This window comes from Massilia cellulosiltytica, assembly GCF_047325105.1.
Taxonomy (GTDB): domain Bacteria; phylum Pseudomonadota; class Gammaproteobacteria; order Burkholderiales; family Burkholderiaceae_D; genus Telluria; species Telluria orientalis.
The window spans coordinates 4,029,936-4,046,553 of sequence record NZ_CP168562.1 but is presented as its reverse complement, the minus strand read 5'-3'; the positions used below and the strand labels follow the sequence as shown (position 1 = coordinate 4,046,553).

13 protein-coding genes are annotated in these 16,618 nt (G+C 68.4%); 2 read left to right on the top strand and 11 right to left on the bottom strand.

From position 1 onward, the window contains the following. Window positions 1-7 precede the first annotated feature (7 nt). On the bottom strand, window positions 8-2,068 hold the full coding sequence (locus ACEN9H_RS17695) for a family 43 glycosylhydrolase (protein ID WP_413671456.1): 2,061 nt from the start codon (window positions 2,066-2,068) through the stop codon (window positions 8-10). A 292-nt stretch (window positions 2,069-2,360) separates the two neighbouring features. Between ACEN9H_RS17695 and ACEN9H_RS17690 the strand changes: the two genes are divergently transcribed. Continuing rightward, complete coding sequence (locus ACEN9H_RS17690; RefSeq protein WP_413671455.1) at window positions 2,361-3,350, top strand: GlxA family transcriptional regulator; 990 nt, start codon at window positions 2,361-2,363, stop codon at window positions 3,348-3,350. On the opposite strand, the gene ACEN9H_RS17685 is transcribed toward ACEN9H_RS17690, so the two are convergent. From ACEN9H_RS17685 to ACEN9H_RS17670, 4 genes are all read right to left on the bottom strand, one after another. Next, a complete protein-coding gene (locus ACEN9H_RS17685) occupies window positions 3,323-4,087 on the bottom strand; it encodes an SDR family oxidoreductase (protein ID WP_413671454.1) in 765 nt (254 codons plus the stop codon). The genes ACEN9H_RS17690 and ACEN9H_RS17685 overlap by 28 nt on opposite strands. Before the next feature lie 13 nt (window positions 4,088-4,100). Next, window positions 4,101-4,580 (bottom strand): carboxymuconolactone decarboxylase family protein, encoded by a 480-nt coding sequence (locus tag ACEN9H_RS17680; RefSeq protein ID WP_056128915.1) that lies wholly within the window; start codon window positions 4,578-4,580, stop codon window positions 4,101-4,103. A gap of 126 nt (window positions 4,581-4,706) precedes the next feature. Continuing rightward, window positions 4,707-5,519, bottom strand: coding sequence for a DMT family transporter (locus tag ACEN9H_RS17675; protein ID WP_413671453.1), 813 nt, complete (start codon window positions 5,517-5,519; stop codon window positions 4,707-4,709). Continuing rightward, window positions 5,516-6,514 (bottom strand): LysR family transcriptional regulator, encoded by a 999-nt coding sequence (locus ACEN9H_RS17670; RefSeq protein WP_413671452.1) that lies wholly within the window; start codon window positions 6,512-6,514, stop codon window positions 5,516-5,518. Before ACEN9H_RS17670 ends, ACEN9H_RS17675 begins: the two co-directional genes overlap by 4 nt. A 201-nt stretch (window positions 6,515-6,715) precedes the next feature. Here ACEN9H_RS17670 and ACEN9H_RS17665 point away from each other — a divergent pair, with 201 nt between their 5' ends. Further along, window positions 6,716-7,111 (top strand): cupin domain-containing protein, encoded by a 396-nt coding sequence (locus tag ACEN9H_RS17665; RefSeq protein ID WP_056128923.1) that lies wholly within the window; start codon window positions 6,716-6,718, stop codon window positions 7,109-7,111. Here the strand turns inward: ACEN9H_RS17665 and ACEN9H_RS17660 are convergent. From ACEN9H_RS17660 to ACEN9H_RS17635, 6 genes are all read right to left on the bottom strand, one after another. Beyond that, window positions 7,089-8,996 (bottom strand): response regulator, encoded by a 1,908-nt coding sequence (locus tag ACEN9H_RS17660; protein WP_413671451.1) that lies wholly within the window; start codon window positions 8,994-8,996, stop codon window positions 7,089-7,091. The genes ACEN9H_RS17665 and ACEN9H_RS17660 overlap by 23 nt on opposite strands. Further along, on the bottom strand, window positions 8,993-10,495 hold the full coding sequence (locus ACEN9H_RS17655; RefSeq protein WP_413671450.1) for a sensor histidine kinase: 1,503 nt from the start codon (window positions 10,493-10,495) through the stop codon (window positions 8,993-8,995). The genes ACEN9H_RS17660 and ACEN9H_RS17655 overlap by 4 nt, the downstream gene beginning before the upstream one ends. Window positions 10,496-10,564: 69 nt before the next feature. Beyond that, window positions 10,565-12,358, bottom strand: coding sequence for a sensor histidine kinase (locus ACEN9H_RS17650; protein WP_413671449.1), 1,794 nt, complete (start codon window positions 12,356-12,358; stop codon window positions 10,565-10,567). 398 nt (window positions 12,359-12,756) lie between these two features. Continuing rightward, entirely contained in the window at window positions 12,757-14,124 is a 1,368-nt protein-coding gene (locus tag ACEN9H_RS17645) for an MFS transporter (protein ID WP_413671448.1), read from the bottom strand. Beyond that, a complete protein-coding gene (locus ACEN9H_RS17640) occupies window positions 14,111-15,163 on the bottom strand; it encodes a glucokinase (protein WP_202114473.1) in 1,053 nt (350 codons plus the stop codon). Before ACEN9H_RS17640 ends, ACEN9H_RS17645 begins: the two co-directional genes overlap by 14 nt. Before the next feature lie 44 nt (window positions 15,164-15,207). After that, on the bottom strand, window positions 15,208-16,548 hold the full coding sequence (locus ACEN9H_RS17635) for a GH1 family beta-glucosidase (protein ID WP_056131084.1): 1,341 nt from the start codon (window positions 16,546-16,548) through the stop codon (window positions 15,208-15,210). Window positions 16,549-16,618: the final 70 nt, after the last annotated feature.

The following is a 16,618-nucleotide window of genomic DNA, read 5'->3' as shown; positions in this document are numbered from 1 at the left end:
GCGGCGATTATCGCTGGATGGGCGACCAGGTGAACCGCACCCCGTCGCTCCCATCCGGCACCGGCCCCGGACTGTCCGCCCGCACCGCATGCGTGACCGGATCGACCCGCACGAACCGGTTCGTCACCAGCGACATCAGCACCAGTTCCCCGGTCGGCGTCTCGATCCACTGGAAGCTCTCCGCCTTGCCGGGCGACCCTTTGCGCACACCCACGTTACCCTTCGCGTCGACGCTGACCCAGGCCGCGCCGGACTGCAGGGCGACACGTCCGAGACCCATGTCCTTCACCCGATACGGCGCCACCTTGCGGCCGGTCTTGAACTCCGCGAGCTGGATGTGCTGCCCGAACGGGATCGCGCGCATCAGGCCGTGCGGATTCGGCTGGTAGACGTCGATGCTGTCGAAATCCGCGTGCCCGCCCGTCTTCCCTGACTGGTTGTAGTTGAAGAGGGCATAGCGCACGCCCTGGAAGGTCTTCAGCTGGAACACCATCGTGAAGGGCTCGCCGATGGGTGCGAAGTCCTTGCCGTCGACGGACCAGGAAAAGCGCGCCTGCTCGGTGAGGAAGTCGCAATCCGCGCGCAGCTGGACGCGCGTGGCGCCGGCCGGCAGCGGCACGCGCACGGTGCGGTTGGTGATCTGGTCGTACAGTGCCACTTGCAGGCCGGTCGCCGTCTTTTCCACGCCCAGCGTCGCATACGGCAGGTTCAGCAGGGCGAGGCCGGCGACGTCGCCGGCAGCCAGTCCGGACGCATCCAGCGTCACCGTCGGCGACGAGCGCGGGCCGATGGCGCGCTGGGTCAGGCTGTTGCGGGCCTGCCAGAACGACGTCGCCGGCAGCGCGTGCAGGCGCAGGAAGCCGGGGCGCTCCGTCAGCGACCACTGGCCGTCGACCGGCACGTGGTTCCACTGCCAGAGCGGCTGCAAGGTCGTGCCCGAAAAATCGTCGCTGCGCGCAAACGGTACCGCGATCGGGGAGGGCGCGGCCGTCTTCGGCTTGACCCACGTGCGCGGATTGCGGCCCAGGTTGCCCGGCAGGCCGAAGTACGGCCAGCCATCCTTCCACGTGATCGGGGAAAGACTGAGCAGGCGGCCGACCGAATTAAAATCCATCATCGAGAAGCCCCACCATTCGCCGGCCGGCGTCAGCACGATGCCGCCCTGGTGCAGCGAGTTGGCGTTGCGGGCCGACGGGTCCGGCGGCTCGATCGCGGGCGGGGTATTGTTGTCCTTCAGGCGGTAGCCCTTGGCCATGCCGAAGTCCTCGTCCTTGCTGATGGCCTGGTTCACTTCATACGGACCGTCGACCTTGTCCGCGCGCGCGGCGGGCATGCGGAAGCCGCCCGCGTAGTTGGCCGAGAGGATGTAGTACTTGCCCTGGATCTTGTAGATGTGCGCGCCTTCGCCCATGCCGGCGTCCTGCGCGAACAGCACTTTCTCGGTGCCGGGCACGATGTCGGTCAGGTCGTCCGTCAGCTGCGCGATGTGCATGCGCTGGTGGTCCCACACGACCCACGCCTTGCCGTCGTCGTCGAACAGGACGGACAGGTCGTGCAGGCTGCGCTTCATCTCGCGATGCGTCCAGGGACCGCGCGGATCGGTGGCGGAGAAGATCTGCGTGGCGCGGCCGTTCACGTTGCTGAAGATGTAGAACGTGCCGTTCCGGTAGCGCAGGCTCGGGGCCCAGATGCCCTGGCCATAGATGCTCTTGCCGTCCTCCAGGCGGTAGGCCGGGCCGAAGTCCAGCTTGTCGACGGCATAGCCGAGGAATTCCCAATTCACGAGATCGCGCGAGCGCAGGATCGGCAGGCCGGGCATCGCGTGCATCGTCGTGCCGGTAAGGTAGAACCAGTCGCCCACGCGGATCATGTCGGGGTCGGAGAACTCGTCGTAGAACAGCGGGTTCGTGAACGTGCCGTTGCCGTTGTCCGGCGTCCAGGTGGACGTGGACAGGCCGGTGGCGGGGCGCAGTTCTTCCTGCGCGCGTGCGCCCATGCAGGCGATGGCGGCGCAGAGGGCGAGGACCGTCGCGGCAAGGCGCGGCGGGCGGGGGCGGTGTACGGTCATGTGCGGTCCGGTGGATTCAGGGCATCCGGCAATGTAGGGCATGCATGGTAGCGATGTCAAAGCCGCGGTCCCGCGCCGCCGCGGGCAGCGCCCGCGTAGGCTCGCCGGCCAAGTCATTGTTATTGCAGGGGTTTTGTAAGGCTGGCGAGATAATTGCAACTAACCGACGAATGCGATACCGAACCCGGTATCGGTCGCCAGGAAAAAATCATCGCAGGACGCAGGCGTCGCGGGCCCTTGACACCGTTTTCACGCGCAGTAAGATCGCACGATTCACTCAGCCGTACGTACGATGACATCCACGCCCGCCGCACCGCTCGTCCTGTTCGTCGCCTTCCCGGGCATGGGTCTGCTCGACCTGACCGGACCGCAGACCGTGTTCTGGTGCGCCGCCAAGCGGATGGCGGAGCGGGGCCTCGTGCCGTACGATCGGCACACGGTCAGCGCGGACGGCGGCCTCGTGGTGACGGCCGAAGGCGTCGCGCTCGACACGCTGCCGGCCGCGCAGTTCGCCGGGCGCGCGATCGACACGATCCTCGTGCCCGGTGCGCCGGGGATCTCGGCCGTGCTCGCGGACGTGGGCACGACGGTCGACTGGATCGCCGGCGCCGCGCCCCACGCGCGCCGCGTCACGTCCGTATGCACGGGCGCGTTCCTGCTCGCGCAGGGCGGGCTGCTGGACGGACGGCGCGTGGCGACGCACTGGAACATGGCGGACGTGCTGGAACAACGCTTCCCCGCGCTCGAAGTCGACCGCGAAGCGATCTTCGTGCGCCAGGACCCCGTGTGGACGTCGGCCGGCGTCACGGCCGGCATCGACCTCGCGCTGGCCCTCGTCGAAGAAGACTGCGGGCGCGCGCTCGCGATGGACGTCGCGCGCGAACTGGTCGTGTTCATGAAGCGTGCCGGCGGCCAGGCGCAGGAGAGCGAACTGCTGCGCGCCCAGGTGCGCGACGACGCGGCGTTCGATGCACTGCACGGCTGGATCCTCGACAACCTGCACGACGCCGGTCTCACCGTGGAACGCCTGGCCGCGCGGGTCCATATGAGCGCCCGCAACTTCGCCCGCGTCTACAAGCAGAAGACCGGCCGCCCGCCGGCGAAGGCGGTGGAACTGTTCCGCATCGGCGCGGCGAAGCGCATGCTGGAACAGTCGGAAGCGAATCTCGCCCAGGTCGCCCGCCAGTGCGGCTTCGGCGACGAGGACCGCATGTGCACCGCGTTCCGGCGCAACCTGGGCGAGACGCCGTCGGCTTACCGCAAGCGGCTCGCCGGCGCCTGAGCCTGCAGCCAGTTGCCGATGCGGCTGGCGCCGAGGCGCGCGGTACCCTGCGGCACCAGCGTGTCCTCCTTCAGCTCCGCGCCGAAATAGCGTGCGTGGACGTCGGCGCGCACCGTGCGCGTGTCGCCCTTGACCGCGAGGTAGTCGCGCACGAGGTCGGACAGGCGGAAACGGTCCGGCCCCGCGATCTCGACGATGCCGTTCACGGGCGCACCGAGGACCACGTCCGCCAGCGCCGCCGCCACGTCGTCCGAGGCGATGGGCTGGATGTACGCGGGCGACAGGGCGATCGTGTCGTCCTGGCCTGCCGATGCAGCGATCCCGCTGAGGAATTCGAAGAACTGCGTCGAGTGCACGATGGTGTACGGCAGGCCTGATGCGCGAATGAGCTCTTCCTGCGCGATCTTGGCGCGGAAGTAACCGCTCTCTGCGAGGCGCTGCGTGCCCACGACGGACAAGGCCACGTGGTGCCGCACGCCCGCGCGGCGTGCGGCAGCCAGCAGGTTGCGGCCCGAGGTCGTGAAGAAGTCGAGGACGGCGTCGTCCGCGAACGACGGCGAGTTCGCCACGTCCACGACGACGTCGCAGCCTTCCAGCGCCGCGTCCAGGCCTTCGCCCGTCAACGTGTTCACGCCCGAGTTGGGAGATGCGGCCAGCGCTTCATGGCCGCGCGCACGCAGCAGGGTCACGAGCTTGCTGCCGATGAGGCCCGTGCCGCCGATGACGACGATGTTCATGGATGTCTCCTCGTTACGCGAGATTGGCGCGGTCCAGGCCGAAGTCCTTGTCGTACGAACCCGGCACGGTCTGGAACGCGACGTTGATGCGGTTCCACGCATTGGTCGCCATGATCTCGTAGGTCAGGTCGACGAGTTCCTGCTCGGTGAGCTGGCTGCGCACGCGCTCGTAGATCTCGTTCGGCACGCCCTGGCGCGACAGCGTCGTCAGCGCTTCCGTCCACGCCAGCGCGGCCCGTTCGCGCGGGGCGAACAGGGTCGATTCGCGCCACGCGGCCAGGTGATGCAGGCGCAGCGCGCGCTCGCCGTGGATCGTGGCCTGCTTCACGTGCATGTCGATGCAGAAGGTGCAGCCGTTGATCTGCGACGTGCGGATGGCGACGAGGTCGCGGATGCTTTCCTCGATGCTGCCGTCGTTGATCAGGGTGCCCAGTTCGACGAGCTTCTTGAAGAGGGCGGGGGACTGCTTGAGGTAGTTGATACGCTGGGTCATCTCGTTCTCCTTGGTGGTTGTGGTACGAAAGGAGTGTAGGCAGCGCGCCGCGCGGCCGGTAGGCGGCTGGCCGGCCGCACGGTGGTGCCAGAAACGCACCAATGAGCGCACCGATGAGCGCACCAGTCAGCGCGACAGGCGCACCCCGGCGACGACGAGCAGCAGCGCGGGTCCGAGGCGCCACCAGCTGCCTGCGGACACGGCGCCCGTGACGGCCAGCGCGAGCGTGGACAGCACGGGCGTCAGGTAGGACAGCGACCCGATCGTCGCCGCGCGGCCCGTGCGCATGGCGCGGTCCCACAGGACGAACGAGAGGCCGAGCGGCCCGATGCCGATGGCGGCCATGCCCGCGAGCTCCGTGCCGGACGGCCGGTACGGTGTTTCGAACAGCGCGTGCGCCGCCAGCGCGAGCAGGCCGGCGCCGAGGCAGAAACCGCCCGTGGCCCAGGACGAATAGGCGGGCAGGCGGGCCGGCGCCAGCGAATACACGGCCCACGTGAACGCGGCGAGCACCGCGAGCGCATGGCCGGCGAGATGCGTGACGGTGGGCGCGGACGGTGCGATGACGAGCGCGCCGCCCGCGAAGGCGATGACGCAGCCGGCCAGTTGGCTGCGCCGCAGCGGCACGGCGCGCCGGGCCAGCACGACGATCAACAGCGGCCACAGATAATTCAGCAGGTTCGCCTCGGCGATGGGCGCGAGCCGGAACGCGGCCACGAGGCACGCGTGGTACAGGAACAGGCTGGCGATCCCGAAGCCCAGGATGGCGGCCGGCACCCTCCATTCGCGCCACCGGTGGATGGACGCGAGGCCGCCGCAGCACAGCGCGACGCCGGTCAGCAGCAGCGGCGGCGCGTCGCCCGCCAGCCGCACGAGGGTCGCGAACAGCGCCCACAACAGGATGGCGCCGAGCGCGCACGCCCAGGCGGTCCGGCTCATGGCCGGCCTCCGCCCGCCAGGTCGGGATCGTCGAGGCCGAGGGCGCGTATGCGCTGCGAGATGTCGTCGACGAAGACGCGCACGCGCATCGGCATGTGGTGCCGGCTCAGGTAGCAGAGAAAGTGCCCGCGGTCGTCCGGCGCGTATTCCGCCAGGCAGGCGACGAGGCGCCCGGCGCGCAGGTGCTCGCGGATCTGGTAGCCGGCCATCTGGGCGATGCCGTCGCCGTCGAGGACCGCCTGCAGCACGAGGTCGGCGTCGTTGAAACAGAGCCACCCCTGCGGCGTGTGCTTGCGCACCGCGCCGTCGACCTTGAATTCCCAGTCGAACAGCCGGCCCGACGCGAAGCGGAAGTTGACGCAGCAGTGGCCCGCCAGTTCGTCCGGCGTGCGCGGCAGGCCGTGGCGCTGAGCGTATGCCGGCGACGCGCACACGAGCATGTGCATCGGGACCAGCTTCTTGGCGACGATCTGGCTGTCGTCCATGCGGCCGTTGCGGAAGGCGACGTCGATGCGGTCCGACGTGAAATCGGTGGGGCGGTCGTCGAGGATCAGGTCGACCGTGATGTCCGGGTAGCGCGCATGAAAATCCTTCAGCAGCGGCGCGACGATCTTGCGCCCGAAGCCCACGGTGGACGAGATGCGCAGGTGCCCGCGCGGGATGCCGGTACGGAGCTCGCGCATCTCGTCGAGCGCCTGGAAGATGCGGTCGACGCCGGGCCGGCAGCCCTCGAAGAAGCGCTGGCCCTCGGCCGTGAGGGACGTGCTGCGCGTCGTGCGCAGGAACAGCCGCGTGTCGAGCTGGGTCTCCAGTTTCAGTACACTGCGGCTGACGGCGGAGCGCCCGATGCCGAGCCGCTCGGCCGCCCGGGCGAAGCTGCCTTCGTGGACGACGGCCATGAACGCGACCACGCCTGCATACGTTGTCGCGAAGCTGGATGCCAGCGCGTCGTTGCAATCGGGGCTGGGAAGAACGGAAGTGAGGCTGCGGGGCACGGCGGTCCTGTCGGTACGTAAGTACGCCGATGGTAGGCCTGCTCCCCTTCGGCGGCAATGACAAGAATCCCCGATTTCCTGCCAGCGTCCCGCGCGCCGATTGGTGTTTTTGCGGCACCGCCGCGCGTCCCCGCCGGCGCCTGTCGCAGGGCAGGCGCCCTGTCTACACTGGCGTTTTCACGCACAACGAGGACCTCGATCATGTTCCGCTACCTTCCCCTTGCCCTGGCCGCCTGCGCCACGCTCGCCCATGCGGCCCCGCCCGAACCCGTTGTCACGACGCTGATGCACCAGGCGCTGGCCGACGCGCCGGGCAAGGAAGTCATGATGCTCACCGTCGACTACGCGCCCGGCGCGGCCGATCCCGTGCACCGCCACGACGCGCACGGCTTCGTCTACGTGCTCGAAGGGACCATCGTCATGGGCGTGGAGGGCGGCAAGGAAAAGACGCTGCGCGCCGGCGAGACTTTTTACGAAGGGCCGCGCGACGTGCACACGGTCGGCCGCAACGCGAGCCGGACGAAGCCGGCGCGCTTCGTCGTGTTCCTGCTGAAGGACAAGGACAAGCCGGCGCTCATCCCGGTGGGGAGCCATTGACGGCAGCGAGCAGCTGCGCCATGTCGACGGGCTTCACGAGCCGCACGTCGAAGCCCGCGTCCAGCGCCTGGCCGCCGTCGTGCTCGATGCCCCAGCCGGTCACGGCGACGAGCCGCACGGCCGCGCCCCACGCCTGTGCGCGTACCCAGCGCGCGATCTCGTAGCCGTTCGCGCCCGGCATGCCGATGTCCAGCACCATCACATCCGGACGGTGCGCGTCGGCCAGGGCCATCGCGGTGATGCCGTCGAAGCCCGTGTGGACCGTGTGTCCCTCGGCTTGCAGCAGCAGCGCCAGCAGGTTCGCCGCGTCGGCATTGTCGTCCGCGAGCAGCACGCGCAGGCCGCGGGCGTCGCCGTCCGCCGCCGGTGCGTTGGATGCTGCGGCAGGCGCGGGTTGCGCCAGGGCGGGCAAGGTCACGCGGATGCGCGTGCCCTGGCCCACGCCCGCGCTGAACGCGCGCACGGTGCCGCCATGCAGGCCGACGAGCGAGCGCACGACCGCGAGGCCGATGCCCAGCCCGGGCGTGCCGCCGTGCGCCTTCGTCTCGCCCTGCGAGAACATCTCGAACACGCCGTCCAGCCGGTGCGGCGCGATGCCGATGCCGTCGTCGGCGACCTCGATCACGGCGTCCATGGCGTCGCGCGCCACGCGCACCTCGATGTGTCCCGGCGTCGGCGTGAACTTGGCGGCGTTGACGAGCAGGTTGGCGACGACTTGCGTGAGGCGGACCTCATCGCCGACGACCATCACCGGTTCCGCCGGCAGCGACAGGCGCAGGTCGTGGCCCTTGCCCTCGAGCGTGGGCAGGGCGTTCTCGCACGCGAGTTCGGCGATCCCGCGCAGGTCGAGCGCCGCCCGGTGGAGTTCGACGCGGTTGTGGGCGATGCGGCTCAGGTCCAGCAGCTCGTCCAGCATCTTCGCCATGTGGCCGATCTGGCGGTCGATCACGTCGGTGGCGCGGGCGCGCACGGCGGCGTCGTCCGGGGCCTGGCGCAGCAGCGCGATCGAATAGCGCGCGGCGCCCAGCGGGTTGCGCAGCTCGTGCGCGAGGATCGCCAGGAATTCGTTCTTCTGGCGGTCGGCCCGTTCCAGTTCCTCGGTCTTGCGTTCCAGGTTCTGGCGCGTCTCGATGTCGGCCGTGACTTCGCGCGCCGTGCCGATCACCATCGACGGCTTGCCGTCCGCGCCGCGCAGCACGCGCGCGCTCGACGCGATCCAGCGCACGATGCCGTCGGCGCCGCGGAACCGGTATTGCATGCGGTAGTGGTCCGCACCCGCGAACGCGGCCTTCCACGCGTCGACCACGCGGGGCCGGTCCTCGTCGTGGATGTCGGCCAGCCAGGCATCCACGGTCGCCGGCGCATGGCCGGGCGGCTGGCCCAGCATCGGCCCGAGGTCGCTGGAGGCGGCGATCGAGCGGTCGCGCGGATCGTACTGCCACGTCGCCATCCCGGCCGACCGCAGCGCGATCTCCAGGCGCGCCTGCGCCTGTTCGGCCCGCGCGCGCTGCGCCACGTTGTCGAGGCAGGCACGCACCGCATAGCCGATGCGCGGGTAGTGCTTGGGCGTCTTGGTGATGTAGTCGTCGAGGCCTTCCTTCATGGCCTCGACGGCGATTTCCTCGTTGCCGCTCGCGGTGAACATGATCACGGGACGCGCGGGGAAGCGGCATTTCAGCTCGCGCAGGACCGTGATGCCGTCCGTGAAGCGCAGGCGGTAGTCGGTGATGGCGATGTCGAAGCGGCCGTCGGCGAGCGCCGCCGCCAGCGTCTCCGGGCTGCCTGCCTCGGTGATGCGGACGTCGGGAAAATGCCGCCCCAGCTCGCGCACGACGAGCGCCCGGTCGTCCGGGCTGTCGTCGACGAGGAGGGCGGCGAACGTCACACAGGCTCCGGCGGCGCGGGCAGGTCGACCACGAACGTGGCGCCGCCGCCCGGAGCCGACTCCACGGCGACGCGGCCGCCCATGCGCTCGACGCCCTTCTTGACGATCGCGAGGCCGATGCCCGTGCCCGGATATTCCTCTTCGCTGTGCAGGCGTTCGAACACGTTGAAGATGCGGGCCTGGGCCGCCGGTGCGATGCCGATGCCGTCGTCGCTGACCGTGACGCGCACCATCGATCCCGCTTCGCTTGCCGCGATGCGCACGACCGGCGCTGCGCCGGGCCGCACGAACTTGACGGCGTTCGACACGAGGTTCGTCAGCGCCTGCACGACGGTCTGGCGGTGCGCGCGCACGGTGAGATCGTCCGGCACCTCGATCTGCAGCCGCGCCTTCGCCTGCTGGATCTCGGCGTGCAGCGCGGCCGTCACTTCGTGCAGCGCGTCGTTGACGACGACGTTTTCGGTGGCGATCTCGGTGCGCGACAGGCGCGCGAATTCCAGCAGGTCGGTCACCATCGTGTCGACCCGGTGCGCGACGGCCTCGATACGGCCGATGTACAGGCTGGCCTTGTCGAGGTGGCCCTCGGCGAAATCCTGCTTGAGGACGTTGGCATAGCCCTGGATCGTGCGCAGCGGCTCGCGCATATCGTGCGAGACGGAGAAGCCGAACGTCTCCAGTGCCTCGTTCGCATCCTGCAGCTGGCGCGTGCGCGTGGCGATGCGCTGTTCCAGGTCGGCGTTCAGGCGCAGGATCTCCAGTTCGGCGCGGCGCAGCGACGTCACGTCGTCGACGATGCCGTCGACCGCGTCGTGCCCGTTTACGCGCACGCGCACCAGCCTCACCTTGAAGGCGCGGCCGCCCATGTCGAGGTCGCCCGCGTCGAGCTGCAGGTCGGCCGCATCCAGGGTCGCCTTCAGTTCCGGGATGTGCTGCCGCACGTCCTCGATCAGCGGGTGGTGCGCCGCCTTCGTGAATTCGCCCGACCCGAGACCCAGCATGCTCCAGAACGCGCGGTTGCCTTCCTCGATCTCGCCTTCGAGCGACATGCGGAAGACGCCCACCTGGATGTTCTCGAGCAGCGATGCGAGCCGCGTTTCGCTGCGGATGGCGCGCGAGCGGATCTCGGTGCGGTCGAGGCACGTGCGCACGGCGACGGGCAGCCGCGCGTAGTGGCGCGGGCTCTTGATGACGTAGTCGTCCAGGCCGTGCTTCATGGCTTCGACCGCGATTTCCTGGGTGCCCGTCGCGGTGAACATGATGACGGACAGTTGTGGAACGTGCGCCTTGATCAGCTTGAGCACGTCCAGGCCGGTCGTCCAGCGCATCTGGTAGTCGGTGATGGCGAGGTCGAACGGGAAGCCGGCTGCGGCGACCTGTTCGAAGCCTGCGCGGTCGCCCACTTCCGTCGACTGGCACCCTGGAAAATGGCGTTCGAGTTCGCGGCGGGCGAGCAGGCGGTCGTCGGGATTGTCGTCGAGGAGGAGAAAGCGCAGGGGCATGGTGGGTTCGCGGACGAGGCTTGGCGTGGTGCAGGGACTTCTATTGTAGCCGTAATATGACTGGCCCCGTCAGGCCACCGGCGGCGCATCCGCCGGCGCGGCGGCAGGCAGGGGCTGCGGACGCGGTCGTTGCAGGCACAGTCGGAACACGGTGCCGGCCGGCGCCGGTTCGACCCGGATCGTGCCGCCCAGGCGCTCCACGCCCTTTTTCACGATCGCGAGGCCGATGCCCGTGCCCTGGTACTGGTCTTCGCCGTGCAGGCGCTCGAACACATCGAACACGCGTTCGCGCTTGTCTTCCGGAATGCCGATGCCGTTGTCCGCGATGCGCACCCAGGCCGCGTCGGCGTTGACGTGGGCATCGATGCGCACGTGCGGCGTCACGCCCGGCGCGACGAACTTGATCGCGTTGCCGATCAGGTTCTCGAATACCTGCACGAGGACCGCTTCGTTGCCGAGCACCGCCGGCAGCTGGGAGGCGGCCTCGATGCGGGCGCCGGCGGCCGCGATCTGCATCTCCATGTCGCCCAGCGCGAGCTGCACGACGCGGTCCAGTTCGACGGGCTGCAGGCGCAGCTCCGCGCGCGCCAGCTGGCTGTAGGCGAGCAGGTCGGTCACGAGCCGGTCCATGTGCTGGCTGACGGCGAGGATGCGGCGCAGGAACCGTTCGCCCGCGGCGCTCAGCGTGGCCGCCTCGTCTTCCAGCAGCGCGGCCGCGTAGCCCTGCACGTTGCGCAGCGGCGCGCGCAGGTCGTGCGCGATCGTGTGGGCGAAGGCGCGCAACTCGATGTTGGCCTCCGCCAGCTGCTCCGTACGGTCCTGGATGCGGTGTTCGAGCAACAGGTTGGCGTCGGCGAGTTCGCGCTGGGCGTGCTTCAGCGCCGTCACGTCCAGCATGCTCATCACGGCGCCGCGGACCTCGCCGTCGACGAGGAGGGGCTGGCAGTTGAGCTGCCACGCGCGCATCCGCTCCGGTTGCGCGGAGCTGCTGCCGGTTATCGGAATGCCGGTCACGGCCTGCTTCTCGCGCAGCGCCGCCCGCAGCGCGGCGGCCAGTGCGTCGTCGTCGCTGCTCGAGCCGGCGATGCGGAATACCGTCGTCAGCAACTGGTCGCGCGCTTGCGCCTCTTCGCAGCCGAGCAATTGTTCCGCGACCGTGTTCATGAACCGCACGCGGCCGAACGTGTCGACCGCGATCACGGCTTCGCCGATGCTGCGCAGGGTCGCGTCGAGGTTGGCCCGCTGATCGGCAAGGAAGTCGGCGTCGCGGCGCGCCATGGCCCGGACGAAGAACAGCAGCGCGACCGACAGCACGGACACGGCGCCGGCGGCTGCGATCGTGCGCGCGCGGTCGGTGCCCGCGGCCGCGTCGCGCAGCACGAGCAGCCGCTCTTCCTCGGCCAGCAACGCGGCGATGCGCAGGGCGATTGTCTGGCGCAAGGCCCGCTCGCCTTCCTTGCTGGGATAAGCCATGGCGCGCTCCATGCCGGTGCGCAGGTTGCGCACGTACTCGTCCAGCAGGCGGCGCAGGTCGGCCAGCGTGCGCTGCTGGGTTGGATTGTCGCTCGTCAGTTGCGTCAGCGTTTGGAGTGCGCGGGGCAGGGCGGTCAGGCGCTCCTGGAAATCCGCATCGTCGCGCCGACTGTATTCGAGCCGCAGCGATTTCTGCAGCGCATCGGCCTCGTTGATCAGGCTTTGCGTGCCCTGCACGTGCTGCAGCACCTCGCGCGTGTGGTTGACCCAGCGCCAGGACGCGGCCGTGCGCTGGATGCTGGCGGCAAGCGTGGAGATGCCTGCGAGCAGTACAGCAATGCTGATGGCCGCTGCGATATTGACGTACCGATGTGTTCTTTGGATGAGCATTGTGTCGGCGCCGGGCTTCATGTTTAACTATTCTACCCATGTAGGGGGCGATTGCGGGCTCGACGACGTGTGTGTCCCCTGTGTTTCGGGATGGCCATTCCCATCTGCCGGGCCGGAACTAATTCGGGGTCAGAGCACATTTTCCGAAAAATTCGGGGTCAGAGCACTTTTTGGTGCAAAGTCTTTCAGGCAAACCTGTTGGTCGGAAGGACCGGTGCTTCGCTCGTACACGCACCGGTACGACGCTGCTGATGGGAAAGCAATGGCTAAGTGAACATTGATCGAAAATGTGCTCTGACCCCGAATTCGGCAAAAAATGGGGTCTGACCCCGAATCTGGGAAATTGGCGCGAAAAAAAAGCCGGGCGCGCGGCCCGGCTTGAAATGACGGCCTGGATCTCAGGCCGCGCGGTGACTGGCGTTCGCGTCGTTGGCGGCCGGGGCGAGCTTGGCGCTGTCGCTGCCGGCGCCCATGCCGTCGTCGTGGTGGAACGGCGCGAACCACGTCGCGAGGAACGACGGGATCGTGGCGATCATGACGGCGACGAAATAGCTGACGTAGCCCAGGTATTCCTGCAGCATGCCGCTGAGCGAGCCCGTGACCATCATGCACAGTCCCATCAGGCCCGTGCCGAACGCGTAGTGCGTCGTCGTGTACTTGCCCGGCGCGAGCTGCTGCATCAGGTAGATCATGTAGCCGACCGAGCCGAAGCCGTAGAAGAATTTTTCCACGATGACGCCGGCTGCGATGGTCCACGAATCCGTGGGCAGCGTCATGGCCATCGCGAGGAAGGTCAGGTTCGGAATGTTGACGGCGCAGCACAGGATGAACAGCGTGCGCTTCAGGCCGCGCTTCGCGACGAACATGCCGCCCAGCAGCGAGCCGGCGAGCACCGCGATCAGGCCCCAGGTGCCGTAGATGATGCCCAGGCTCTCGTTGGAGAGACCGAGACCGCCCTTCGCGGCCGAATCGACCATGAAAAAGGGGCCGATCTTTTCCAGCATGCCGATGCTGAAGCGGAACAGGAAGGCGAAGGCGATCATCTTCCACACGTCGCGCTTCTGGAAGAACGTGACGAACGAATCGAGCAGGATGACCGCGGCGCCGCGCACGTTCGTCGGCGTGTTTTCCGCGCGCGCGCCCTCGGGCATCACGCGCGCATGCCAGGCGGCCATCACGAGGACGAGGCCGGCGACGATGAAGAAGATCACGCGCCACGCGTCCATCCAGTCCGGCCCGAAGACCTTCGGATCGTGGTGGAACACGTCCGTGTGCAGGCGCCCGCTCAGGTAGACGAGGAAGCCGGAAGCGACGATCGGCCCGACGTTCCACGACAGGCTCTGCACGCCGCAGTACAGCGCCTGCGTGCGCGTGTCGAGCGACGTCACGTAGACGCCGTCGCTGGCGATGTCCTGCGTCGCGCCGATGAACGACATCAGGACGAACAGGGACAGCATCACCACCATCCAGTTGGGCAGGCTCATCGCCAGCCCGGCGCCGGCGAAGCCCAGCGCGATGAGCACCTGCATCAGCAGCACGAAGAATTTCTTCGTCCGGTACATCTCGACGAACGGCGCGAACAGCGGCTTTGCCGTGTAGGCGAAGATCAGCAGGCTCGAATACGCGGCGGCGCGCGTATTGTCCATGCCGATGTTCTTGAACATGATGGCGGTCACGCTCGTCAGCATGATGTAGCCCATCGCCATCGTGAAGTACCCGGTGGGTACCCACAGCAGGGGGTGGCTGATGCGGTCAGGCGTGCGCATGATGGGTCGAGGTGACGGAGTCGATCGGGGCGCGCTGCGCCGCGGCGCGGGCGTCGACGAGCTGCTGGTCCAGCATCGCGGCGGCGCCGGCCAGGGCAGGGTACGGCGCGTGGATCACGTACACCGGGATCTGCTTGCAAAAGTCGGTGAAGCGGCCCTTGTTCTCGAAGCGGGCGCGGAACGACGACTTCGCGAAGAACTCGCCCAGGCGCGGCACGACGCCGCCGCCGATGTAGATGCCGCCGCGCGCACACAGCGTCACGGCCACGTTCGCGGCCATCGTGCCCAGCGCGCCGCAGAAGACGTCCAGCACTTCCGCGCACAGTTGATCGCCCGCCAGGCCGCGCTCGACCACCTGCGCCGGTTCCAGCGCCGCGCCGGCGACGCCGTCGATGGCGCACAGCGCCTCGTGGATGGTGGCGAGGCCCGGGCCCGAGATCAGGCGCTCGGCCGACACGTGGTCCCACTTCGTCCAGCAGTACGCGAGGATCGCCTGTTCGCGCGCGTTCGACGGCGAGAAGGCGACGTGGCCGCCTTCGCTCGGCAGCACCTTCCAGCGGCCGGCGTCGGGAATCACGCCGCCGACGCCGAGACCCGTGCCGGCGCCCACGAGGCCGATCACGGCGTCCGGGCTCACGCGGGTGCCGCCGACCTGTTCGAGGTCCGCGTCCGCCAGGCTGGGCACCGACATCGACAGCGCGGCGAAGTCGTTCACGACGAGCAGCGTGTCGAGGCCGAGGTCGCGGCGCGCGGCGTCGATCGAGAACTGCCAGTGGTGATTCGTCATCTTGATGAAATCGCCCTCGACCGGATTCGCGATCGCGATCACGGCATGGCGCAGTTCACGCGCGGCGCCGGGATGGCCGGCCAGGTAGGCACGCACGGCATCCGTGAACGTGGCGTGGGCGGCGCAGGCCAGCGTCGCGATTTCCTCGATGCGGCCGGGGCCGCGCTGCAGCGCGAAGCGGGCGTTCGTCCCGCCGATGTCGGCGAGCAGGCGGGCGCCGCCGAAAAGCACATCATCCATGGTGTCCCTCATGTCTTCCTCGGTCTCCTGTTTTTCTCACCTCACCCCCGTGGGGGTCAGGCTGCGCGCAATGCGGCGCGCTGTCCGGCGATGAAGTCGCGGTACCACAGCGCGCTCGCTTTCGGGATGCGCTGCTGGGTCGCGTAGTCGACATACACGATGCCGAACCGCTTCTCATAGCCGGAATTCCATTCAAAATTGTCCATCAGGCTCCACAGGAAGTAGCCGCGCACGTCCACGCCCGCGTCCATCGCGGCCTTCAGGGCCTCGAGGTGGGTGCGGACGTATTCCACGCGCTGGGTGTCGTCGACCTGGCCGTCGGCGCCGACGCTGTCGACCGCGGCCATGCCGTTTTCCGTAATGTACACCGGCGGCAGGTCCGGGTATTCCTGTTTCAGCTGCACGAGCAGGTCCGTCAGGCCCTGCGGGTAGATTTCCCAGCCCATGTCGGTGAAGCCCAGGCCGCCTTCCGGCTTGCGCGGCGGGACTTCCGCGCTCATGACTTCGCGGCGGTAGTAGTTCACGCCCAGGAAGTCGAGCGGCTGGGCGATGATGTCGAAGTCGCCGGCATGCACGACCGGCGCGTTCGCGCCATGCGCTTCCAGCGACAGGGCGGGATAGCGGCGCTTGAAGATCGGGTCCATGAACCACTCGACCGAATTGGCCCATTCCAGTGCGGCCAGGCGGCGGTCGGCTTCCGTGTCCGTGGCCGGTTCCGCGGTCCACTGGTTCAGCACGATGCCGAGCTGGCAGGTGGGATTCACCGCGCGCATCGCCTGCATGGCCAGGCCGTGCGACAGCAGCAGGTGGTGCGACACCTGGATCGCCTGTTTTTTATCCGCGACGCCGGGCGCGAACTGGCCGTTGCCGTAGCCGAGGTTCGCCGTGCACCACGGCTCGTTGTGCGTGGCGATGCTGGCCACGCGGTTGCCGAAGCGGCGCGCCACTTCGGCCGCGTAGTCGGCGAAGCGGTGCGCGGTGTCGCGCGACATCCAGCCGCCGTCGTCCTGCAGGCCCTGCGGCAGGTCCCAGTGGTACAGCGTGATGTGCGCGACGATGCCTTTTTCGTCCAGCGCGTCCAGCAGGCGCGTGTAGAAATCGAAGCCCGGTTCATTCCATGCGCCCTTGCCGGTCGGCTGCACGCGCGCCCACGCCATCGAGAAGCGGTAGGCGTTCACGCCCAGCGACGCCATCATCGCCACGTCGTCGCGGTAGCGGTTGTAGTGGTCGCACGCGACGTCGCCGTTGCTGCCGTCGATGATGTTGGCCGGATCGTGCGAGAACGTATCCCAGATCGAAGGGCCCTTGCCGTCGGCGTCAAAGGCGCCTTCGATCTGGAAGGCGCTGGTGGCGACGCCCCACGTGAAGTTGGAAGGAAAACGGATGGAGTCGGTCATGGCGCGTTGTAGTCGTTATGAGGATGAACTTGGAATTCGTTTGAAATCGATTTCATCGTACATGCGTCAT